The sequence below is a fragment of the Candidatus Litorirhabdus singularis genome, from assembly GCF_026262625.1.
In the GTDB taxonomy this organism is placed as follows: domain Bacteria; phylum Pseudomonadota; class Gammaproteobacteria; order Pseudomonadales; family Halieaceae; genus Litorirhabdus; species Litorirhabdus singularis.
The window spans coordinates 138,173-160,364 of sequence record NZ_SHNN01000003.1 but is presented as its reverse complement, the minus strand read 5'-3'; the positions used below and the strand labels follow the sequence as shown (position 1 = coordinate 160,364).

The window sequence follows — 22,192 nt, the reverse complement described above, 5'->3', positions numbered from 1 at the left end:
TAGTCACTAATAACTAATAACTACAAGCAGGAGCAAAACAATGGATTTTAATATCCCTGAGGATATCGCCAATTTCCTGGTCGAGGTGGACCAGTTTATTGAGGACAAAATTAAGCCGCTGGAGCGCAAGGACGACAATATGCGTTTCTTCGACCACCGTCGTGAGGATGCCCGTACCGATTGGGAACGCGAGGGCTTACCCAATGAGGAGTGGGAAGACCTGCTGCGTCAGGCGCGTAATTTGGCAGTGGAAGCGGGGCTATTCAGTTATCCGTTCCCCAGCGAATATGGTGGTCGTGACGGCAGTAATTTGGGCATGGCGATTATTCGCGAGCATCTGGCACACAAAGGTTTGGGGCTGCACTGTGACCTGCAGAATGAGCACGCCATCGTTGGTAATAACATCGGCCTGCTGCTGATGCTTGAATATGGTACCGAGGCGCAAAAGGAACAGTGGGTCAAAGGTCTGGCAGCGGGTCAGGTGGGTTTTGCTATGGGTATTACTGAGCCCGCTCACGGTTCTGATGCCACTTACATGGAAACCACCGCCGTGCGCGACGGTGACCATTGGATTATCAAAGGGGAGAAAACCTGGAACACCGGGGTGCACAAGGCGACGCGCGATATTGTTATGGCACGTACCTCGGGAGAACCTGGCGATGGCAAAGGTATTACCGCATTCCTGGTGCCGATGGACGCGCCAGGGGTCAAGGTTGAGGAGTATCTGTGGACCTTCAATATGCCCAGTGACCATGCCCATGTCTCTTTCACGGATGTGCGCATTGCCGATACCGAAATATTCGGCGGCGAGGGCCGGGGCCTGCAATTGGTGCAGCATTTCTTTAATGAGAATCGGATTCGTCAGGCGGCCTCAAGCCTGGGTGCGGCCCAGTACTGCATTGACGAGTCGGTGAAATACGCGATGGAGCGCAAACCGTTTGGTAAGCCGCTCTCCGTTAATCAGGGCATTCAGTTCCCTCTGGTAGAGCTGCAAACACAGTGTGAAATGTTGCGCGCGTTGATTCACAAGACTGCCTGGCTGATGGACACCGAAGGCGCGTTTTCCTGTTCCGATAAAGTTTCCATGTGTAACTACTGGTCTAATCGTCTGTGCTGTGAGGCGGCGGATCGTGCCATGCAGGTGCACGGTGGCCTGGGTTACTCGCGTTATAAGCCGTTTGAGCACATTTATCGTCATCACCGTCGTTATCGAATTACTGAAGGTGCTGAAGAGATTCAGATGCGCCGTGTCGCAGGTTACCTGTTCGGGTTTATGAAGCAGCAGGCGCCCAAAGGTGTAGACGACTAGTGTCCGATAAATTTGAAGAAGGTGTCGCCGCAGTTATGGCTCGCGAATTCGCGGGTTTCGAGGCGCTGCTGGATTGTTCGCGGCTGACTGCAGGGGCCAGTCTGGAGACCTATCGTTTAAAGGTCCTTATCGGCGGTGTCGAATGCTTTTACGCACTGCGCCGCTCGCCACTGGGGGGTACTGACACCGGTGACGTCGCCGGTATCGGCCTGGATGCAGAGGCGCGACTATTGCAGCTAATGGGCCAAGCCGGTATTCCGGAGCCAGAGATTTACTATGTATTGCGCGAGGAGGACGGCCTTGGCGGTGGCTTCTTCATGCAGTGGTTAGACGGTGAAACCCTGGGCTCGCGTATTGTTCGCTCGGAGCAGTTGGCGGTGGTGCGGCCGCAGCTGGCGCGCCAGTGTGGTGAGATTCTGGCGCGTATTCACAATATTGACTGGCGTACTGAAGGCCTCGATCAGCACTTGATGCAGCTCACACCAGAGCAACTGGTGCACGAGTCCTGGAACTATTACCAGGAACTGGGACTTGCTGAGCCGATGCTGGATTACACCGCGCGCTGGCTGCTGCAGAACCTGCCGCAAAATCCGCAAATCAATCTGGTGCACGGCGATTTTCGCAATGGCAACCTGATGGTGACTGAGGCCGGAATTACTGCGGTGCTGGATTGGGAGATCGCACATTTGGGCGATCCGGTTCGCGATCTTGGTTGGCTGTGCGTTAATTCCTGGCGTTTTGGTAACACTCAGCTGCCAGTCGGTGGGTTTGGCCACATAGAAGATTTGCTGGCCGGTTATAACGCCGTTGCCAAAGTCGCGGTGACCCATGAGCAGTTGCACTATTGGCAGGTTTTCGGTTCGTTTTGGTGGGCCATTGCGTGTCTGCGCATGGCGCAGAGCTGGCGCAGCGGAGATAACCCCAGCGTAGAGCGTCCGGCGATTGGCAGACGCTCGTCGGAGGCTCAGATGGACTGCGTTAATCTGTTGATCCCCGGTGATTTTGTATTGCCCACAGGGGCTAACGAAGCCGCTATGGAGACCCAGTTACCGGTGCTTGATGAGCTACTTTCCAGTGTCGAGACCTTCCTGCGCGAGGAGGTTAGCGCCAGCGCTGACCCGCGGCTGGCATTTCTGTCACGGGTGGCAGCCAATTCTATAGCGACCGCACGTCGTGAAGCTGACTATGGAACGGAACTGGCGCAGGCAGAAGCAACCCGGCTGCAGCAATTACTCAATGCCACGGGCGATGCACTGAGCCTAAGGCGTCAGCTGGCTGTGGCACTGCGTCAGGGCTTGGCTCTGGATGCTCCAGGTCTGGCCGAGCATATGCGCCAAACCGTTGCCGGACAATTGGCCATTGATCAGCCGCGCTACGGGGCTCTGCAGGTGGCTGCTAGTCGGCAAGGGGAGAGCATTAATGAGTGAGATTCCCGACGGCTTTCAACCCGCCCAGTTCAACGGGCCCTATCTGCAGCGCGGGGGACCATATTATGTGCGTACCGTGGGTGACTGTTATGAGGTCGGGCTGCGGGTCGGTGACGGACATATTAATTACATTGATATAGCCCATGGCGGGGTGTTGAGCACCCTGGCTGATGTTGCCTTGAGTTTTCAGGTATACCTCAGTGAACGACCCAATCCGGCGGTGACGACGGTTTCACTGACCACTAATTTCCTCGCGCCGGCGCGGCTGGGTGATTGGCTGGTGGCGACCACAAAAATCGACCGGCTGGGCAAGCGCAGCGCCCACGTTAGCGGCAGCATTTGCTGCGGCGAGCAGACGTTGGCGACCATGAGCGGGGTGTTCAACGTGCGCCGCGCAGTGAGTGCGGGAGATAAGCGCTGATGCTGAATAAAATCAAGATCTGGTTGCTACGCCACCTCTATCGCTACCAGAATCATGCGGCGTGGAAGGGCCACTATCAGTCCGATCAGGCCCAGCGCTTGCAGATGTCAGGCAATAATTTTGACCTGATGCTGTTTGCGAGTGATGACGGCGCCGAACGTCCACTGATTGTCTTCTTTCACGGTGGCGGTTGGGTCATCGGTGACACCCAGAGCCATGCGCCTTTCTGTCAGCAGCTGTCTGTGGCCAGTGGCTGCAGTGTGGTTAGCGTAGATTATCGCCTGGCTCCTGAGTTTCGATTCCCGGCGGCGCAAGAAGATTGTCTGGCCGCGACTTTATGGTGTGGCGCACACTCAACCAAGCTCGGACCCAACAACGGCAGTCTGGTCTTGGCCGGCGACAGCGCTGGCGGTAATCTGGCCGCGTGTACGGCGCTGGCATTGCCGCGTGACCCGGGCCCGACGGTGTTAGGTCAGGTGCTCATTTATCCCGCGGTAGACCATTACACAGCGGGCTACAGTTCCTACCAAAAATATGCGACCGGACACGTGCTCACCTTCAAGCTGATGCAATGGTTCTGGGATTCCTATCTGGGAGGTTTAGATTCCGCTGATCCCACCGCTGAGCGTGCCATGCCTCAGCGCTCTGATGATTTGGCAGTGTCGCCGCCCACTTTTCTGTGCACTGCGGAGTTTGACCCGCTGCGCGATGAAGGTAAAATTTTTGCACAGAAGCTGGCTGCTGCAGGTGTTGCCGTAGCTAGCCATCACTTTGACAACAGTGCTCATGGATTTGCCTGTTCTGAAGGTCCAACAGTACACTTCACCGAGTTTATGAACAGCCTGACACAGTGGTTGTCCACGCTGCAGGCCAATCCTACAGAGAGAGAATTACATGCAAGATCGAATTGAGATTACGGTTACCGACGGCGTGGCCGATGTGCGACTGGTGCGCTCAGACAAGATGAACGCGCTGGATGCAGCGATGTTTAAAGCGATAGAGGAAGCGGGTGAGCAGTTGCGCAATGATCCCAGTGTGCGAGTCGCAGTACTTTCCGGTGAGGGTAAGGCATTTTGTGCGGGGCTGGATATGGCCAATTTTGCCGCCATGGCCGAAGGCGGTAAGAGCTCAGAGCACAAAGGCGGGGCAAAAGCTGTCCCCAAGACGTTGGCGGAGCGCACTCACGGCATCGCTAATCAACCGCAGTATGCTGGCTGGATGTGGCGCGAGCTGCCCATGCCAGTCATTGCGGCAGTGCATGGCGTGGCGCTAGGGGGTGGCCTGCAGGTGTGTCTGGGTGCGGACATTCGATATGCGGCGCCTGGTACCCGATTATCTGTCATGGAGATTAAGTGGGGTCTGGTGCCCGATATGGCTGGCACCCAGTTAATGCGCCATCTGCTGCGCGATGACGTAGTGCGAGAGTTGTCTTACAGCGGAAGAATATTCACCGCTGAGGAGGCTCTTACAATGGGGCTGGTTACAGCGGTCGTGGAAGATCCCTATGAGCACGCGATGACTCTTGCACGGCAGATCGCCGGGCGCAACCCCGACGCTATTCGCGCCAATAAACGTATGTTTAATGCTGCGAACTATCTTAGCGCCGAGGACGGGTTGATGATGGAGTCGGTCGAGCAGGACGCCATTATCGGTACGCCAAACCAGATAGAGGCAGTGATGGCGGAATTGGAAAAGCGACCGGCTCATTTTAAGGACTAACGCCGTTGAGCTACGCAGGTGAACTGAGTAGAATGCGCGGCCGCCTCGGAGCCATAAAGCCTATGCTAGATACCTTCAGGAAACTGCGCCTCGGTGCCGTTATGCTACTGGCTTTATTACCAGTGTTCAGCGTAGCCCAGCCGATTGACACGACTGAAGATGTTAGTGATCCCGGTGCTGAAGAATCGCCCTGGTTGCTGACTCCGCTGCTCAGCAGTGAGCCTAAACTGGGTGCCACGTTAGGTGGCCTTGGAGCGTATCTGAAGCGTTTTGATGCTGGCTCTACCCAGTCGATGATGGGCCTGTACGGCACCTACAGTGATACCGAATCCTGGGTTCTGGCTGCGTTTGCCGATATTTATCTGAACGACAACAAGCACAAGATTGTCGCCGGCGCGGTATCAGGAGAGATCAATAATGACTACGACGATTTTCTTGGCGTAGGCCTGCCGGCACGCACCAAAGATGATCTCGAGGCTTACTTTGTGCGTTACAGCTATCAGGTCAGACCCAACTGGTACCTGGGTGGGCAGGCGATATCCAGTAACTATGCCATCGGTGCCGACGGCCTGCTCGGTGCTTTTTTGGAACTGATTGGTCTCACTGGCTTTGACTCGGTGGGTGTTGGCGCGGTTGCTGAATATGACACCCGTGACCGCCAACGCGATCCCAGCAGCGGTAACAAGTTCGTTGCCCACAACATCGCCTATCGCGAGAGTCTGGGTGGTGACGAGTCATTTGATGTTTTGCACGCTGAATACCAGCACTATTTTCAGCCACTGGACCGCATGGTTCTGGCCATGCAGGTAAAAGGGCGCTGGACTAACGAGGCCCCGCTGGGTGGCTATTCATCGGCGAGCCTGCGTGGTTACGTGGTAGGCAACTATATTGCCCGTAACTGGACGCACGTCGACTTTGATGCCCGCTATATGGTGGGTGAGCGTTGGGGGGTAGTTGGCTTTGCCGGCGTTGGCTGCCTGTATGGAGGTGATCGCTCTTGTACGTATAGCGATGATATTTACCCCTCCGTAGGCGGCGGTTTCATCTACAAACTAAAGCAAGAAGCAGGGATTGTTATTCGTGCCGAGGCGGCTTTTGGAAAGGATGACAACAAAGGCTTTTATCTGCGTTTGGGCCACCCGTTTTAAGGCATTCACCGGCTACCATTTTTCACGCCAGGGCCTGATGTCCAGCTCGTAGGTCCAGGCGTTGCGCGGCTGGTCAAATAGCATGACGTAGTTGTCGGCCAGGTCATTGGGATTGACGATGCCGTCATCGGCTTTCAACTGCTCGAAGTCAGGCACCATGTTGCTGACCCACTCGGTGTCCACGCCGGCGTCAATAACGACGTGCGCTACATGAATATTTTGCGGTCCCAGTTCTCGCGCCATACTCTGGGCGAGGGCGCTGAGGCCGTGTTTGGCACTGGCAAAAGCGGCGAAACCGGCACCGCCGCGTCTGCTGGCAGTAGCACCGGTAAATATAATGGTGCCATGCCCGCGCTCGGTCATACGGCGCGCAGCCTCGCGACCGCATAGAAACCCGGCGAAGCACGCCATCTCCCATATTTTGAAGAACTTGCGGCTATCGGTGTCCAGAATGCCCATGGGCACATTGGCACCTACATTAAAGATCACTATTTCCAGTGGACCTATGTCCTGCTCGATATGTGTAAACAGTTCGATGACCGCATCTTCGTTGCGAGCATCGCAGCTGAAGGGATAGAAGGGCTGACCGGCTGCGGCCATCTCATCCGCCAGCGGCTGCAGTTTGTCTGCATTGCGGCGGGCGGCGCATACCGTCAGGCCGCGTGCGGCGAATTTACGGCAGATAGCACTGCCGATGGCGTCGCCGGCACCGACGATTAAGGCCACGCCGGGTGCAGTAGTAGAAGCTTCGTTCATACTCAATACCAAGTCTTTTAATGCAACTAATACTAGGTCGTCGTGATGGGGGCGTCAACCGGCCCAAAGTGGTCAGGGTGCCGTTGTGATGCAGGCTAACTCCGGTAAATCAATTCTGGTAAAGTGGTCATACCAATACTGCTAATGTAAAACTGGGGTAAGAATAAATGCAGGAAACCTGGCGCTGGTTTGGACCGCAGGATACGGTCACTCTGGAAAATATTGTGCAGGCCGGCGCCAGCGGCGTGGTGACGTCGCTACACCATATTGGTACGGGTGCTGCCTGGCCGTTGGCTGACGTAAAGCAGCGCAAGGCCGAGATTGAAGCTGCCGGGCTGCACTGGTCGGTGGTGGAAAGCATACCCCTGCACAATGATATCAAGACCCGCAGTGGCGATTATCAGCGGTATATCGCTAACTATCAGGAATCGCTGCGCCATGTAGGTGCTGCCGGTATTGAAGTGGTTTGCTATAACTTTATGCCGGTTGTGGACTGGACCCGCACCAATTTGATGTACGAGTTACCGAATGCCTCCCGCGCGCTGCGTTTCGAAATGACCGACTTCGTTGCTTATGATGTGTATATGCTGGAGCGTGAGAACGCAGCCGCAGACTATGCTCCCGAGCTGCTGCAGCGCGCCAGTGAGCGTTTCGCGGCGATGAATGAAGAGCAGCGTGCGCTGCTCGAGCGCAATATTATTGCTGGCCTGCCCGGTGGTGAAGGGTCCTACGACCGGGCCGGCATTCGCGACGCAATTGCGCAGTTCATTGCCATGGGTACTGAGCGTATGCGCGACAACCTGTTCCAGTTTTTGGCCGAGGTGGTGCCGGTAGCGGAAGCCGCTGGCGTGCGCCTGTGTATTCATCCTGATGACCCACCCTTTAGCCTTTTCGGTCTGCCCAGAGTGGTTTCTACGGCGGCAGATGCGCGCGCCTTATTGGCTGCTGTGCCGAGTCCCAGCAATGGTTTGACACTGTGTGCCGGTTCCTTTGGTGCTCGCGGCGACAATGACCTGATTGCGATGGCACGGGAGTTCGGGCCGGATATTCATTTTGTCCATTTGCGCAATGTGCGGCGTGAAAGCGATGGCTCGTTCTACGAATCTGAGCACCTCGATGGCGATAACGACATGGTGGGTTTGATAGAGGCGTTGCTGGATGAAGAATCCCGACGCCAGCGCGAGGGGCGCAGTGATGGCATACCCATGCGCCCCGACCACGGTCATCTGATGGGCGACGAAATCGGCCGTGACGGGGTCAACCCGGGGTATTCCTTTGGTGGTCGCCTTAAGGGCCTGGCCGAACTACGTGGCGTTATGCATACGCTGGAAACTCTGCGCTCGCGCAACCCGGACTAATTCATATAGTCCTGTAGCTGAGCTTGCCAGAGCTGATAGCCGGGACCATTAAGGTGAAGTTCGTCATTGCTGTAAGCATCTTTGATGGAACCATCCGGGTCCAGAAACGCCGGGTATAGATCGATAAAGGTGGTGCCTGTAGCTGTGGCAATCTCGGCGATGACAGCGTTGTAGGCCTCAACCTCTTCCTGCTTATCCGCGGCGCGGGGCAACACGCTTTGCAGGAAAATTTCGGTTCGCGGAGACTCCTGCTGCAGTCGCTGGACGATTTCACGGTATTGTTGGTAACTGGTGTCACGGCTGTCCGGTCCGTGAGTCAGGTCGTTGGTGCCGATCATCAGGAACACACGTTCAGGTGCAGCCTTGCTGACCTGTTCCAAGCGCTGTAAAACGCCGGTGGTAATATCGCCGCCAATGCCGCGATTGATGGCCCTCAGTGCGGGGAATACTTCCTGCCACTCGCCGCCCTCGGTGATACTGTCGCCCAGGAATACGGTCGCACCGCTGGCTATCGGATAGCTGTCAAAAAAGCTGAATTTGCGCTCGTACATGGGTTCCAGAAAACTGCGTACCAGGCTAGCGCCATTGAAATAAACGCCCGCCGCCACTGCCAGCGTCAGCACGTTTAGGGTGACTGATAATCTAATAAGCCAGGTTTTCATATTACTCTCCAGGGGCGGCGGGCACTGAAACCTGCACGCAGTCGATACGACCGCTGCGCTCGTTCAGCGTTTGCTTTGGATTAGCGCTGCCGGCATTACACATGAACAAAGTATGACCATCAGCGCCGCCCAGCATGCAGGCGAACGGGTTCAGGTTGCCGGTATCGATGCTCTCTAACACCTCGCCGCCTTCGCGCACGCGCACGCAGGCATGGTTGGCACAGGCGCTAACCCAGATACAGCCTTCGGCATCCAGGCAAATACCGTCCGGTATCAGCTTGCCGAGTTCAGCCCAGACCCGGCGCTGACTGAGGCTGCCGTCGGCAGCGATGGAAAAAGCCGTTAGCCGATTGCCCCATGATTCCGCCACGACCAGGGTCTTACCGGCGTCTGTAATCACCATGCCATTGGGAAAACTGAGTTCGCTGGGGCCGGCGCTGACGGCGCCACCGGGCGCTACCTGAGCCAGCTGCGTGGATTGTGGAGGGTCGCCAGCCATCAGATCGAAGCCGAAATTGCCGATGTAAGCGGTGCCGTCGTCACCGACCACCATGTCATTACTCTGATGCGTGTGCACTGTGCCTAGGTCAGCATAGACCTCTAGCGTAGCGTCCATCAGGCGGTAGAGCAGATTGCTTTTCATCCCAACAATCAGCATCTGTCCGTCTGGTAGCCAGCCCAGACCGCCGGGGTTGCCTGGTACCTCCAGCGTTTGCAGTATCTTGCCGCTGGCGCTGACCTGAATCACCTGGTCAGCGTGCATGTCGGAAAACCACAGGCTGCCATCGTGCCACCGCGGGCACTCCGGGAAGGCCAGGCCAGCGACGATGGTGTGCAGTTCACTCACGGTTCGATAAGTACATTGGGACGTGGCAGTCCCTGTTCTTCGCATATCGCCAGGTAGTAGTTGAGCGTCAGGCTGCCATCAACCACCATATCGATTTCATCATTCTCACCGAGGTTGATATTGGAGCCATACATCTGAAACCAGACCCGGGTGTTGTCTTCGATACATTGCAGCGTGTGCTCTGAACCTGCGGGTTCATAGAGGAAAGAGCCAGCGCGATTAACGTAGTCGTACTCTTTGTACTTCCAGGCACCGGAGGTGGTGTAGCCGAAGACCGGTCCGGTATGGCGGTGTTTTTGCACTTCGTAGCCGGCCTGAAAGATATTCTCGATAATCCACAGGCCTTCACCAACGCGGACATGTAACACTTTCAGCATGCTGCCATCGCCGATATCAACAAACGGCAGGTCGTCTTTGCCAAAGTGCACGGCTTCTGGGGTAGTTATCATAGTGCTTCCTTTTCGTTCTGTGAGAATGGTGTGAGTCCGATAATAATGATGTGGCGGCATCGGTGCCATGCTGGTGCCGGTATAAGGCTTGCCCAGTATGGCTTTCAGGACCGATACAGTTACATCATGCTGATTGAGACTGTTAGCTGCGCAGAATATTCATCTGCTGCTCGAGTATTTCGGGGCTATGGCTGGAGTCCAGCGCAACTCTATCAACCAATCCGCCAAAACGGTCCTTAAGCTGGTGCGCGACTTCCTCTGGCGTGCCCACCGCGGCAAAAGCCATCAAGACTTCGTCGTCAATTTGATCCGGCAGCTCATCCCAGCGCCCGTCTTTGGTAAGGCGGTTTAGGCGGCCCTGCAGGTCACCCCAGCCGTGGGTGTCCAACACCACTTTGTAGGCTGGTGTAGACGCGTAAAAGCCCAGCCGATATTTAATGGCGGCCTTGGATTTTTCCAGCTGCTCTTCGGTTTCGCCGCTGGCGACAAACACCGGAAACTGGACTTCGAAGTCCTCCAGGGACCTGCCATTGGCGGCAAGCTCTGCTTCCAGACTCGGAATCATGACTTCTTTGAAGTGCTTTTCGCTGCAAAAAGAGTGCACGATAATGCCGTCGGCTACTGCGGCCGCGGTTTTCATCATGAGCGGGCCTACCGCTGCCATCATCACGCCGGGTCGCCCGTACTCGCTGTTGGTAGGGCTGAATTCCGGAGTCATTAGCCGGTGCTGGTAGATATCGCCCTCGTAGGCGAGCCGGGTGCCGTCATACCAGCAATCCCAAATAGCATGCATAGCTTCAATATATTCTCGCATCTGTTTGGCCGGGCCGTGCCAGGGCATACCGAAGCGCTTGGTGATATGCGGCTTGATCTGCGAACCCAGGCCCAAAGTAAAGCGGCCCTGAGAGTAGGCATTGAGGTCATGGCCGATGTTAGCCATGTTCATCGGGGTGCGCGCCAGAGCTACGGCAATAGAGGTGCGCAGGTTAATCTTGCTGGTGTGATGCGCTGCCAATGCCAGTGGCATAAACGGTTCGTGAGCAATTTCTGCTACCAGTAGTCCGTCGTAGCCGATTTCCTCCAGCTCCTGCGCCTTGCGCACCAGCTTGTCGGTGGAGTGAAATTCCTGGCCGAAGCCAAATCCGCCATCAATTTTCATATTGAATCCTTTTTGAGTTTATACTTCTGCTTGCCGCAGCATTGTTTTAGTGCGTGGCAACGCCAGGCAATATAGCGTCGCGGGCCACACTTTTTTTAGGTAACCAATGGAGGATAGACGGTCCATGCTGAATGCTCAATGGGTACACCATTACGCCGTTATCAATGGCATTCATACCCACTATGTGGAGCAGGGCGAGGGTATCCCGGTTGTCTTGTGCCACGGCTTTCCGCACCTCTGGTTCAGTTGGCATCGGCAGATACCGGTGCTGGCAGAGGCCGGCTTCCGCGTGATTGCTCCGGATATGCGCGGCATGGGGCAGACCGAAGCGCCAGATGATCCGCGCGAATACGATGTCGACCATATCACCGGTGATCTGCTGGGACTGCTGGACCATATCGGTGAAGAGAAAGCCATATTCATTGGTTTGGATTTTGGTGCTTTTGCCAACTATGACTTTGCGCTGCGGCACCCCGAGCGCACGATCGCAGTGATCGGGCTGGAAAACCCGGCGGCGCCGCACGACCCCAATGAACCGCCGCTGACCGGGTATCGGCGCATGGGTGCAGAGCACTTTCTGCACATTAACTATTTTCTGGAGCCGCCGCGTGCAGATATTGAGCTGGCGGAACAGACACGACGCTTTTTACATACTGTGTTCTGGACCCTGAGCGGCGAGGTCAGTTATTTCGATATGTTCAAGTTTCCACCGGAGACCAGCTATATCGACGCTATGGTTGTGCCGCCGCCGCTGCCGTGGCCCTGGTTGAGCGAACTGGAGCTGGAATTCTTCGTCTCCGAGTACAGTCAGTGTGGCTTTACCGGCGGCATCAATTGGTACCGTTCCATGGACATGAAGTGGGAACAGCGCCGGCCCTATGAAGGCGTGCAGAGTGAAGTGCCTGCCTGGTTTATTGGCAGTGAAAACGACGTCGATCTGGAAGGCTTTCACGGCGACGATCCGATTGCCCAGATGCGGGCTATTTTTCCAAAGCTGATGGACGTGCAAATGATCCCCGGCGCAGGACATATGATTCAGTTGGAGGCGACTGAAGCATTAAATGTCATCCTATTAGACTACTTGGCGCGTATAAGAAACCATGGCATTTAAAAATCAGAAAGACTTTCAGCACCAGCAGCCGCCACGTATCGGCGTGTTGTTAACTAATTTGGGCACACCGGAAGCACCGACGGCAGGGGCAGTGCGGCCCTGGTTGCGGCAGTTTTTGTCCGATCCCAGGGTCGTAGAGATTCCACGGGCAGTGTGGTGGTTCATTCTCAATTGCATTATTTTGCTGGTACGTCCACGCAAGTCTGCGGCGAACTATCGCAAGATATGGATGGAGGAGGGGTCGCCACTGCTGCATTACACGCGAGAACAGGCCTCCGCTCTCGATGAAAAGCTGCGCGCCGAGTGTGGTGATCATATTGTGGTTGAGTATGCGTTTCGCTATGGCGAGCCGTCGTTGGCAACCGCGTTGGAGAGGCTCAGCCAACAGGGCGTGCGCAAGCTACTGGTATTGCCTTTGTTTCCGCAGTACTCGGCCGCTACCGGAGCCTCAACCTTCGATGCGCTGGCGGCAGATTTTAACCGTCGTCGTTGGTTGCCGGATTTGCGCTTCGTCACCCATTATCACGACTATCCTCCTTACATTATGGCCCTCTCTTCGAGCATAAGGTCTCATTGGCAGGCCCACGGTCGCGCCGACAAGTTGGTACTGTCCTATCACGGGCTGCCCAAGCGTCAGTTGGAACTGGGCGACCCCTATTTTTGTGAATGCCAGAAGACTTCACGTCTGCTGGCGCAAGAGCTGGGTCTGGCCGAGGACGAGATACTGACGACCTTCCAGTCGCGTTTCGGCGCCGCTGAGTGGTTGCAGCCCTACACCGAGGGTACGGTGCGTGAACTGGCCGCTGCCGGAACCCAGTCGATACAGATAGTGTGCCCAGGGTTTTCCTCTGACTGCCTGGAAACTCTTGAAGAAATCGATATGCAGATTCGAGATGTGTTTCTGGAGGGCGGTGGTGAGCGCTTTGAATATATTCCGGCACTGAACGCATCGCCGGGCCATATTGAGGTACTGGCGGATCTGGTGAAGGAAAACCTGCAGGGTTGGGAAGTTGGAGTGGACGATCCGCAAGAGACTCATGAGAACGCCAGGAAACTTGGCGCCAAGCAGTGAGTGTTGCGGCACGCGGATGGCAGGCGCAGCGGCCTGCGGTCAGCGTGCCAAGCCCCGTTATTGACTATCCAATTCTTCCCAGCGCTGATAGGCCTTTTGTAGCTCGGCCTGTACCTCGCTAATGGCAGCCACGACGGGCTCCTGCAACTGGTGATCCTGCTGGTAAAAGTCGGGCGCTGAGACCTGCGCTTCCAAGGTGGCCTGCTTTTGCTCCAGCTCCTCAATCGCAGCGGGCAGTGCGTCAAGTTCGCGCTGATCCTTGTAGGATAGCTTCTTCTTCGAGACTACCGTCGGTGTTACTGCCGCCGGGGCTGCTGTGCTGGCAGTGGGCGCCTCAGCAGGCGTGTCCAGACCACGTAAACTACCACCTTGGTCTACCCAGTGGCTGTAGCCGCCGACATGCTCGCTAACGACGCCATTGCCTTCCAGCACTAATACGCTGGTCACAACGTTGTCCATGAATTCACGATCGTGACTGACCAGTAGTACAGTGCCCTTGAATCCGAGCAGAATTTCCTCCAGTAGCTCTAAAGTTTCTACGTCGAGGTCGTTGGTAGGTTCGTCCAGCACCAGCAGGTTTGCCGGTTTGCTGAATAGCTTGGCCAGTATGGCGCGATTTTGCTCACCGCCTGATAAGGCCTTAACGGGCGTTCGCACACGTTCAGGGGTAAACAAAAAGTCACCCAAATAAGAAATAGCGTGACGTTTTTTGCCATCTACTTCAATAAAGTCCTGTCCGCCGCAGACATTGTCGATGAGGTTTTTCTCAGGATCCAGATTGGCCCGTAGCTGATCGAAATAGGCGACTTCCAACTTGGTGCCAAGCTTTACAGTGCCCGAGCTGGGTGTCAGTTCGCCTAACAAGATTTTGATGAGCGTCGATTTGCCGGCGCCATTGGCGCCCACGATACCGATGCGGTCGCCGCGGCTAATCAGAGTGGAGAAATTGCGAATGACAACATCGTCGCCAAACTGTTGTGTCACCTGCTCCAGTTCCGCTACGCGCTTGCCAGAGCGATCAGCAGCGTCCAGGCTGAAATCTGCTTTGCCAGTCTTCGCCCGCCGTTCGCCGTGTTCGACGCGCATGGCTTTCAATGCGCGCACTCTGCCTTCGTTGCGGGTCCGCCGGGCTTTGATGCCCTGACGAATCCACTTCTCTTCTTCAGCCAGGCGCTTGTCAAACAACTCATTGGCCCGCTCTTCGGCCGCCAGCTGCTGCTCACGATGACGCAAAAAGCCGTGGTAAGTGCCTTGCCAGCTGGTCAGGTGGCCGCGATCCAATTCGGTAATAGTGGTTGCCAGCGACTGCAGGAACGCCCGGTCGTGAGTAATGAATACGATCGCTCCCGGGTAGCTTTGCAGTTGTCGCTCCAGCCATTCGATGGCCGGGATATCCAGGTGGTTGGTAGGTTCATCCAGCAGCAGGATATCCGGTTCGTTGACCAGTGCCTGCCCCAGCGCCACGCGTCGCCGCCAGCCGCCGGAAAGGCTAGCCATTTTCGCGTCACTGGGCAGCTGTAGCTGCGTGATTACAGTTTCTACCCGCTGTTGCAGGCGCCAGCCGTCTTTGGCTTCAAGCTCTGTCTGGGCCTTGGCCAGGCCGTCCATGTCGTTTTCATTAATACAGTGGTGATAGCGTGCCAGCAGGTCGCCAACCTCAGCCAGCCCGTGCGCGACGACATCGTAAACGTCCTGATCGTCGGCTTGCGGCAGCGCCTGATCCAGATAGGCCATCTTAGTACCGGGCCGTAACCAGCGCTCGCCGCTTTCCAGTCCAGCCTGCTGGGTAATAACTTTTAGCAATGTTGATTTACCGGCACCATTGCGGCCCAGAAGGCCAATTCTGTCACCGGGCTCAATCGCAAAATCCACATGATCAAGCAAGATATGAGTGCCGAAATTTAGGGATGCCTGGTCGAGCTTAAACAGGGCCATGGAGCCATCACATGCAGTAAATGAGGCGGCGATTGTACGCGACTTGCATCCCGGGGGCGACTGCCGCCGCGCTTCTTTTACTTCAGCCTGTTTACGCCTTTACTTGATCTCTGGGTCAAAGGTAATCGGCATAGCCTTGATGGTGCTGGTGAAGAAATTACGCATGTACGTGATTTCACCGTCAAGCTTGGGGTTGCGCAGTCGCGGTAGCAGTTCTTCAAAGATAATGCGCAACTCCATTCGAGCCAGATTCATGCCCAGGCAAAAATGTTCGCCAACGCCAAAGGAGCGCAGTTGCCGCGGCAGATTATCGGTGCGCTTGGCGCGATGGATATCAAAAACCATTGCATCATCCCCGAACACGTCTTCATCGTGGTTGACGGCGTGATAGTGCAAGATCACCTTGTCACCCTTCTTGATGGTCTCACCGCAGACCTCTACATCCTCCATAGCGGTGCGTCGCATCATGATAAAGGCCGTGTTATAGCGGACCATTTCCTCGATCGCGTCGGGTACGTCCTCTGGGTGAGCTACCAGATGCTCTAACTGCTGTGGGTGTTCCAGCAGCAGGCGCATGCCTTGAGAAGTGACTGAGCGGGTGCTCTCATTGCCACCTACCATGATCAGCATGAACATCCATGCGAACATGTCGTCACTGATAGGTGCGCCATCTACGGCGCCGGTCAACAGCGCCTGCACGACATCGCTGGTCGGATTCTGGCGTTGGTTAGCGGCGTGCTGATGGGCGTAGAGCAGCACTTCAAGGCTGGCGGTCTGAGCTTCTGCTTCGGTGGTAGCGACATCAGGATCGTCGGCAAACGCCATCGCATTGGTCCAGTGAAAAAACTGGTGGCGATCTTCAAGTGGCACGCCCAGGGTTTCCAGGATCGCCATTAGTGGCAGTTCAGCGGCTACTTCCTCGATAAACTCGCAGTGCCCCTGGCTGGCTATATTGTCGATAATGCCTTTGGCCATCTCGCGCAGGCGTGGCTCGAAAGCGGCCACAGCCCGCGGTGTAAAGGCATCCCTGACCACCTTGCGATACTTCATATGGCGCGGAGGATCCATGTTAATAATGAAGTTCTCCGCCATCATCTGCGCATTGTCGCCGTCGGCGGTTTCCATGGGAAACGGTCCGCGTTCAGCGGAGGAAAAAATTTGCGGATTCTGCGACACAAAGTCCAGCGCTTCGCGACGCACGACCGCCCAGTAGGGAATGCCCGTGATAGGGTCGTCCATTTTTACTACCGGGCCGGCCGCGCGGATGCGTGCTAGCTCGTCGTAGGGCATGCCTTGGGCGTATGTGTCGTTATCCAGTAAGTTAACAAAGGGACATTCATTCATGGCGTCGTCTCGGCGCGCGTGCGCATGGCTGTGGGTAGCTGGTTGACTGCAAAAGTACAACAAGTGCAGGATCCAGACCAGCACCTGCTTCTTTAACAGCCATGGGTGGGGGTGCGGTATGAGCGTCTGGTTCAGATTGTTGGCCGCCGCTGTTATAGACGTCATGCTGGCACGGGGTTAATCTGCTGCTGCATCGTAAACTGAGTAAATCAGCGGGAGTAATGGTATGGCATATCAGGGTAAATCAGCATTGGTAACAGGTGGCGGCAGCGGCATGGGGGCATTGGCTGCACAGCAGTTTGCTGCTGCTGGCGCGCAAGTGGCTATTTTGGATGTGAATGAAGCGGGTTTGAAGGAAACGGCGGCGGGCAATCCAAATATTCACCCCTATGTGGTTGATATTACCGACTTTGCTGCGGTTGAGGCGGCGGTTGCCGAGTTTGAATCTGCACACGGACCTTTGGATCGAGTCTACAACTGCGCGGCGATTATGCCATTTGGCAAGCTGCTGGAGCAGGACCCCGCGGTTACCAATAAGCTGATGAGCATTAATTACGGCGGACTGGTCTGTGTTGCACGTGCGACTGTCCCGGGAATGGTTGCCAGAGGGTGTGGCGAATTCGCCAGTTTCGCTTCCATGTCCGGCATTATCCCGAGCCTGATGATGGGTGGATACAATGCCAGTAAGGCAGCAGTAGCGACCTATACGGAGGTGCTCTGGCATGAGAATCGTGACAGCGGCGTCAAGTTCGTTTGTGTGTGTCCACCCGCAGTGGCGACGCCGTTATTGAATCAAGGTAAGGAAACCACTTGGCCCAAGCTGATGCAGCAGTCTGAGGGCTCAGAGCTGACTCCGGATGTGGTGTTGGCCGCTGTCGATGCGGATCTTGAGAAAGGCAATTTTTGGTGCACAGTGACCCGCGAAGCAAAAATTGGTTTTTATATGCGTCGCTGGATGCCGAATGCGGTCTGGAACAATATTCATAAGGTCGAGGGTTTCTAAGGCGGCTTTTTAATGACCCGGTTATCGTCCCGCGCAGCCGCGGGGGTTGGTTCGCATCAGCGACAAATGGTACATTGGGCACCGGTTTAACAGATCACGATGTAATTATGGAACTCGATGACAATACTGCCTACGCGCTGGCTTCTTGGGCACATTTTTCAGAGGACGTTTCGGATGAACTTCTGCGCGCGGTAACCGGCGCTTTTGCGCTGGTAGCCGCCGCAGATGGGTATCTTTCACCCCCCGAAGTTAACCGATTCTTGCAGCTGTTACGCGACCGTGAAGCCCTGTTTTTTGGGCTTGATCTGAACTCTGTGGAACGCGTATTTCGTGATATCTGCTCTGCTCTGGTCGCCGATCCGAAGCAGGGACAGCAAACAGCACTAGAGTATGTTGCCGCTGTCGCAAGCAACGAACAGCATCGTGAACTGGTTATGGCTGCTGCGCGAATCGCGTTGCTGGCGGATGGTCGAGAAATGACCAGCGAGCAGGATGTTTTGGTGTTGATTCGTGATGCGCTAGGCGCCAGTCCGCTTTAAACTTTTAGGTCCCGCTACAGACAATATTGAAGGCGAGGGGTACTCCTTCGCAACCTACGCAATCTACGCAACCTACGCAATACGATACTCGCGCCCGGCCACAATATCTCAGCGGCCGAATGTGCGCAGCCGCGGAGGGCTAGGCGGCTTTGCTGCCGGCGCGCGCTTTGCGTTTGGGTTTTGTTTTGGATGTGGCTTTAGAGCGGGCTTTGGCGCTGCTCTTGGTTGCAGCTGCTGCCAGCTCAGCAAAGCTCTCTTCCAGGCATTGCCGATAAAAAGACGGGTCCGGCATGATATCGCGACAGGAAGTGGCGGATATAGTGAACGCGCCGCAGTAGCTGCTGATGACATGAAACAGGCCGAGTCCGTCAAATACTGGGCCGGTGCCATAATTGGCTATCATTTTGGCACCGGTGCTATAGAGCGGAACCTGAGGTCCAGGTACGTTGGTAATTACGCAGTTGAAGAGCGGCTTCATGCGATTTAACAGCCCCCAGCGACTGGCCATGCGCGCCGCTTGGGCAGTCAGCATTGAGGGGATAAACTGGGTGTAATCGGTCATGGCCTTGGCGCCGATGGCCTGTGACATCTCTTTCGCGTTTCTGGTTCCCTCGTGCACTGCCTGCAGTCGCTCAAGTGGTTCTGCAATATCACTGCGTACCTGAACGGTAAGCGCCGATACGACATTGCCTCCGGTGTTATCGCCTTCAGTGCGCACGTTTACCGGGGCCATAGCCACCATCGAATCATCCGGTAACTCGTCGTAGTGCTCTAAATACTTGCGCATGGCGCCACCGACAATGGCAATGGCGGCGTCGTTTACCGTGGCGCCCGGCACTGAGTTTTTAATCGCCTTCACTGCTTCCAGTTCAAAGCTGACCGCATCGAATACCCGGTGCGGTGAAACTTTGTCATTGAAACGCGTGCGTGGAACCACCTTGACCGACTTGAACTCGCCGCGTCTCGTCGCCGCATAAGTGCGTGCCAGGCCGGGCATCGTATTCATCGCCACGTCCACGAAGTGGAAAGGCTTTTTGATGTTGTTTATCTGCGCTCGGGCAACCAATTCCAGACGGCTGGGTTGTGAGTCAACTTGAATAATCGCTTGTTTGCGGTTTTCGATGTAATCGGGTGACATATCGTGAATGGCCGCCGTCATTTCCATTCCGGAGGTGCCGTCGATGGCTGCGTGGTGGGTTTTACTAAAGACTGCGAAGCTACCTTTGGGTACGCCCTCAACATTGTCCAGACCTTCGATAACGTAGGCTTCCCACAGCGGACGCTTGCGGTCCAGAGGGCGGGCGTGCAGCCGTGATATCAAAATACATAACTGACGCCAGTCGCCCGGCTTGGGTAATGCCAGATGGCGAATATGGAACTCAGGGTCGTAGTTGCCGTCGGAAACCCAATAGGGGTGGTCCAGGTTTAGCGGCACTTCTACAAGCCGGCGCGTCATCGGCGGCATACTCTGCAAGCGCTGATCGTAGTTCTCAATGATCTCTTTGAACCGGACTTTACCGCCCGGCGCTGTGGACTGGTCATAAATAACCAGTCCTGAAATGTGCATAGGTGCGTTGGGCGTTTCCAGGTATAAAAAGGATGCATCCATTCCGGTCAGCTGAAGCATTTGATTAGTCCTCGTGTTTTAGCGCTGTGTCGAAAAAGCGAATATAGCTTGTTTTGATGCAAAGTGCCTGTCCTGGTCGAATCTATAATGCTTGGACTACTCTTGCATGACTCGATCCAGTCGCTCGGGCTGGCGCCACACGCCGCCAAGCAGACGCCAAAGGTAAACCAATGACAGTATTAGAATGCTGGCGACAAAAATGCGCCATGATGTTTCAGCACTCAGCTGCAGTACCAGAATGACGTAGTACTGGATGACAACCATGATCCAGTGCAATGAAATAGAGGTGATCATTAGCCAGCGGGTATCTCCGGCGCCACGCAGTACGCCGCCGGCAATGAGCAGCGTGGCGTCAGCGAGAACATAGCAGGCCAGGCCGACCATCATGAAGCCACCTAGCCGCCTGATTTCGCTGAAGTCTGCGCCAGAGCCGGCAAAGATCCCGATCAGCGGTTGGCGTAGCACGATGAACAATAAACCGAGGCAGGCCGCGTAGGTGAGTGCCAGTTTGAATCCGGCTGCGATTACCGCGTTGGCTCTGCTCATATCGCGGGCTCCGACGTAGCGTCCAATCAGGCTAATGACTGCAATATTCAGACCTATCATTGGTACGAAAGAAACCATGTCCCAATTGAAAACAATAGCTGCTGCCGCGCCGGCGGCGACGCCGTAGGCCTGAAACATGAGTATAAACAGGTTGAACGTGGCGATGTTCATAAACATCTCAATGCCCGACGGGAACCCCAGTCGTGCATAGCGACGCATAATCCCCCAGTCTATGCGCAATGACTCCTTGACTCGAAACTGCAACCGATGATCCCGTGACAGATAAAAGGCAACGAACACTCCGAGTGCGCATAGTGTGCTGATAACCGTGCCCCATGCAGCACCGGCGATGCCCAGAGCGGGCAGTCCCAGTGACCCGAAGATAAGCGCATAACTCAGAGGGATATTGATTAACATGCCAAACAGGTCGGCGATCATGATGACACGGGTTCTACCGATACCGGCGAAGTAAGAGGCGATGCAGGCTTTACTAAGATTGAAGAGGCATCCATACAGCAATATCTTGTAGTAAGTCTGTTCTAGCGCTACCAACTCGCTTTCGTGTCCCATGGCCGCAAATAGCTGATAGACGAAATACGCCACTATAGCGATCAAGGGCAGAAACATGACGGCCATGACCAGACCGGTTGTTACGACCCGCGGGCACTTATGCAAATCGCCGGCACCGTAATACTGGGCGACTAGAGCGTTAGCGTATGACATCACGCCCAGAAACAGGGAAAGACTAAGGAAAGAGGCAATGCCGCCACCCAGAGCTGCTGCCATATGACTGGGGCTGATGAATGACATGAAGAGACGATCAGCGAAAATCATCGCGGCGAACGAACCCTGCGACACTACCATCGGCAGCGCCAGGCTTAACAGCTCCCTTAGCGGGCTATGAGCGTCGGGAAGCTTGCGCATGTACTACCTGCTTTTGCGCTGGCGCAGTCGTGTTCAAACGCCTGCGCCTAGCCAGAGCTATTTTTTGAGCAGAGACTTGAAGCCATCAACTTTGGCTTTGTCTTTGTCGCTCAGATTGCTGTCCATCTGCTTTTCCAGTTCCTTTTTGGCATAGTCCTTGGCCAGCTGCTCAACTTTAGCGCTGGCGGCCTGCTCTACTTGCTGCAGTAATTGGCGGGTTACGCGCTGCGCCAACTGAGCAGGAGTAAGGCCTTGTTCGGCACTACCCAGATTGCTGACGCGAATGTCGGGAATATCCATGGAAGTGGTCTCGATGCCCGGGGCGGTTAGCTTGGCCGTGCTGTTGATAAAGCTGAACTTGCCAACGGCCAGCAGTATCTCCGCGCCCGACTCCGTGGGTTCCGGCTCTGGTGCGGCCTCACCGGCCTGACTTTCGATGTTCTCCAGTAACTGCTTGAGATTGCTCTTGCCGGCTGCTTGCTCGATATTTAGCAAGGCGCCATCAACCAGAATTTCATCAATAACGATGACATCACCGCTAATGCTGGCAGGGTTTATCTGCAGCGCGATCTGGTCCATCTCAAAGGCATTGTCAGCTTCATATCCCGTAGGATTGGCAATGCTGAGGCCGTGCAGCTCGCCACGGCCATCCTTCAGCGTCAGTTTGACCTCTGCCAGACTCACGCTGGTGCCCACAACCGTGGTGCCGGTTTGTTCTATGACTCGTTTGACGATGCTGTCCAGGTTTTGCAATACGAGCACGCTGAACAGGATGACTGCTGCAACGATTAGGGCAATCAGTCCTAGACCTATCTTGGCTGGGGTTTTCATCGATT

General features: G+C 55.5%; 21 protein-coding genes. 11 read left to right on the top strand and 10 right to left on the bottom strand.

The window, feature by feature from the left end; translation table 11 throughout:
* Window positions 1–40: 40 nt before the first annotated feature.
* From EYC98_RS15180 to EYC98_RS15155, 6 genes are all read left to right on the top strand, one after another.
* On the top strand, window positions 41–1,309 hold the full coding sequence (locus tag EYC98_RS15180) for an acyl-CoA dehydrogenase family protein (RefSeq protein ID WP_279246220.1): 1,269 nt from the start codon (window positions 41–43) through the stop codon (window positions 1,307–1,309).
* Window positions 1,309–2,736: a phosphotransferase family protein gene (locus EYC98_RS15175; protein ID WP_279246219.1), complete on the top strand. Its 1,428-nt coding sequence runs from the start codon at window positions 1,309–1,311 to the stop codon at window positions 2,734–2,736. Before EYC98_RS15180 ends, EYC98_RS15175 begins: the two co-directional genes overlap by 1 nt.
* On the top strand, window positions 2,729–3,157 hold the full coding sequence (locus EYC98_RS15170) for a PaaI family thioesterase (RefSeq protein ID WP_279246218.1): 429 nt from the start codon (window positions 2,729–2,731) through the stop codon (window positions 3,155–3,157). The genes EYC98_RS15175 and EYC98_RS15170 overlap by 8 nt, the downstream gene beginning before the upstream one ends.
* The gene (locus tag EYC98_RS15165; RefSeq protein WP_279246217.1) at window positions 3,157–4,068 is read left to right on the top strand and encodes an alpha/beta hydrolase; all 912 of its coding nucleotides are present in this window, start codon (window positions 3,157–3,159) and stop codon (window positions 4,066–4,068) included. The genes EYC98_RS15170 and EYC98_RS15165 overlap by 1 nt, the downstream gene beginning before the upstream one ends.
* The gene (locus EYC98_RS15160) at window positions 4,052–4,876 is read left to right on the top strand and encodes a crotonase/enoyl-CoA hydratase family protein (RefSeq protein ID WP_279246216.1); all 825 of its coding nucleotides are present in this window, start codon (window positions 4,052–4,054) and stop codon (window positions 4,874–4,876) included. The genes EYC98_RS15165 and EYC98_RS15160 overlap by 17 nt, the downstream gene beginning before the upstream one ends.
* Window positions 4,877–4,938: 62 nt before the next feature.
* Entirely contained in the window at window positions 4,939–6,024 is a 1,086-nt protein-coding gene (locus EYC98_RS15155) for a BamA/TamA family outer membrane protein (protein ID WP_279246215.1), read from the top strand.
* 12 nt (window positions 6,025–6,036) lie between these two features.
* Here the strand turns inward: EYC98_RS15155 and EYC98_RS15150 are convergent, their stop codons facing one another.
* The gene (locus EYC98_RS15150; RefSeq protein WP_279246214.1) at window positions 6,037–6,780 is read right to left on the bottom strand and encodes an SDR family NAD(P)-dependent oxidoreductase; all 744 of its coding nucleotides are present in this window, start codon (window positions 6,778–6,780) and stop codon (window positions 6,037–6,039) included.
* 167 nt (window positions 6,781–6,947) lie between these two features.
* On the opposite strand from EYC98_RS15150, the gene uxuA reads away from it, so the two are divergent.
* Entirely contained in the window at window positions 6,948–8,138 is a 1,191-nt protein-coding gene (gene uxuA, locus EYC98_RS15145) for a mannonate dehydratase (RefSeq protein ID WP_279246213.1), read from the top strand.
* On the opposite strand, the gene EYC98_RS15140 is transcribed toward uxuA, so the two are convergent.
* The 4 genes from EYC98_RS15140 to EYC98_RS15125 form a co-directional block, all read right to left on the bottom strand.
* Window positions 8,135–8,800, bottom strand: coding sequence for a GDSL-type esterase/lipase family protein (locus EYC98_RS15140; RefSeq protein WP_279246212.1), 666 nt, complete (start codon window positions 8,798–8,800; stop codon window positions 8,135–8,137). The genes uxuA and EYC98_RS15140 overlap by 4 nt on opposite strands.
* A gap of 1 nt (window position 8,801) precedes the next feature.
* A complete protein-coding gene (locus tag EYC98_RS15135) occupies window positions 8,802–9,647 on the bottom strand; it encodes an SMP-30/gluconolactonase/LRE family protein (protein WP_279246211.1) in 846 nt (281 codons plus the stop codon).
* On the bottom strand, window positions 9,644–10,096 hold the full coding sequence (locus EYC98_RS15130; protein ID WP_279246210.1) for a 2,4'-dihydroxyacetophenone dioxygenase family protein: 453 nt from the start codon (window positions 10,094–10,096) through the stop codon (window positions 9,644–9,646). The genes EYC98_RS15135 and EYC98_RS15130 overlap by 4 nt, the downstream gene beginning before the upstream one ends.
* A gap of 142 nt (window positions 10,097–10,238) precedes the next feature.
* Window positions 10,239–11,255, bottom strand: a complete 1,017-nt coding sequence (locus tag EYC98_RS15125) for a TIGR03617 family F420-dependent LLM class oxidoreductase (RefSeq protein WP_279246209.1) — start codon at window positions 11,253–11,255, stop codon at window positions 10,239–10,241.
* A 124-nt stretch (window positions 11,256–11,379) separates the two neighbouring features.
* Between EYC98_RS15125 and EYC98_RS15120 the strand changes: the two genes are divergently transcribed.
* Together EYC98_RS15120 and hemH are read left to right on the top strand one after the other, a co-directional pair.
* The gene (locus tag EYC98_RS15120) at window positions 11,380–12,366 is read left to right on the top strand and encodes an alpha/beta fold hydrolase (RefSeq protein WP_279246208.1); all 987 of its coding nucleotides are present in this window, start codon (window positions 11,380–11,382) and stop codon (window positions 12,364–12,366) included.
* Window positions 12,356–13,438 carry a ferrochelatase gene (hemH, locus tag EYC98_RS15115; RefSeq protein ID WP_279246207.1) on the top strand — a complete coding sequence of 361 codons (1,083 nt, stop codon included), beginning with the start codon at window positions 12,356–12,358 and terminating at the stop codon, window positions 13,436–13,438. The genes EYC98_RS15120 and hemH overlap by 11 nt, the downstream gene beginning before the upstream one ends.
* A gap of 57 nt (window positions 13,439–13,495) precedes the next feature.
* On the opposite strand, the gene EYC98_RS15110 is transcribed toward hemH, so the two are convergent.
* Window positions 13,496–15,373: an ATP-binding cassette domain-containing protein gene (locus EYC98_RS15110; RefSeq protein WP_279246206.1), complete on the bottom strand. Its 1,878-nt coding sequence runs from the start codon at window positions 15,371–15,373 to the stop codon at window positions 13,496–13,498.
* Between the two features lie 99 nt (window positions 15,374–15,472).
* A complete protein-coding gene (locus tag EYC98_RS15105) occupies window positions 15,473–16,882 on the bottom strand; it encodes a cytochrome P450 (protein ID WP_320415562.1) in 1,410 nt (469 codons plus the stop codon).
* A 61-nt stretch (window positions 16,883–16,943) separates the two neighbouring features.
* On the opposite strand from EYC98_RS15105, the gene EYC98_RS15100 reads away from it, so the two are divergent.
* The gene (locus EYC98_RS15100; RefSeq protein WP_279246205.1) at window positions 16,944–17,720 is read left to right on the top strand and encodes an SDR family NAD(P)-dependent oxidoreductase; all 777 of its coding nucleotides are present in this window, start codon (window positions 16,944–16,946) and stop codon (window positions 17,718–17,720) included.
* A 107-nt stretch (window positions 17,721–17,827) separates the two neighbouring features.
* Window positions 17,828–18,259: a TerB family tellurite resistance protein gene (locus EYC98_RS15095; protein WP_279246204.1), complete on the top strand. Its 432-nt coding sequence runs from the start codon at window positions 17,828–17,830 to the stop codon at window positions 18,257–18,259.
* A gap of 139 nt (window positions 18,260–18,398) precedes the next feature.
* Here the strand turns inward: EYC98_RS15095 and EYC98_RS15090 are convergent, their stop codons facing one another.
* The 3 genes from EYC98_RS15090 to EYC98_RS15080 all read right to left on the bottom strand — a co-directional run bounded on the left by EYC98_RS15090 (window position 18,399) and on the right by EYC98_RS15080 (window position 22,187).
* On the bottom strand, window positions 18,399–19,886 hold the full coding sequence (locus tag EYC98_RS15090) for a WS/DGAT/MGAT family O-acyltransferase (RefSeq protein WP_279246203.1): 1,488 nt from the start codon (window positions 19,884–19,886) through the stop codon (window positions 18,399–18,401).
* A gap of 96 nt (window positions 19,887–19,982) precedes the next feature.
* Window positions 19,983–21,356, bottom strand: a complete 1,374-nt coding sequence (locus tag EYC98_RS15085; RefSeq protein WP_279246202.1) for an MATE family efflux transporter — start codon at window positions 21,354–21,356, stop codon at window positions 19,983–19,985.
* 57 nt (window positions 21,357–21,413) lie between these two features.
* Entirely contained in the window at window positions 21,414–22,187 is a 774-nt protein-coding gene (locus EYC98_RS15080; protein WP_279246201.1) for an AsmA family protein, read from the bottom strand.
* Between the last annotated feature and the right edge of the window lie 5 nt (window positions 22,188–22,192).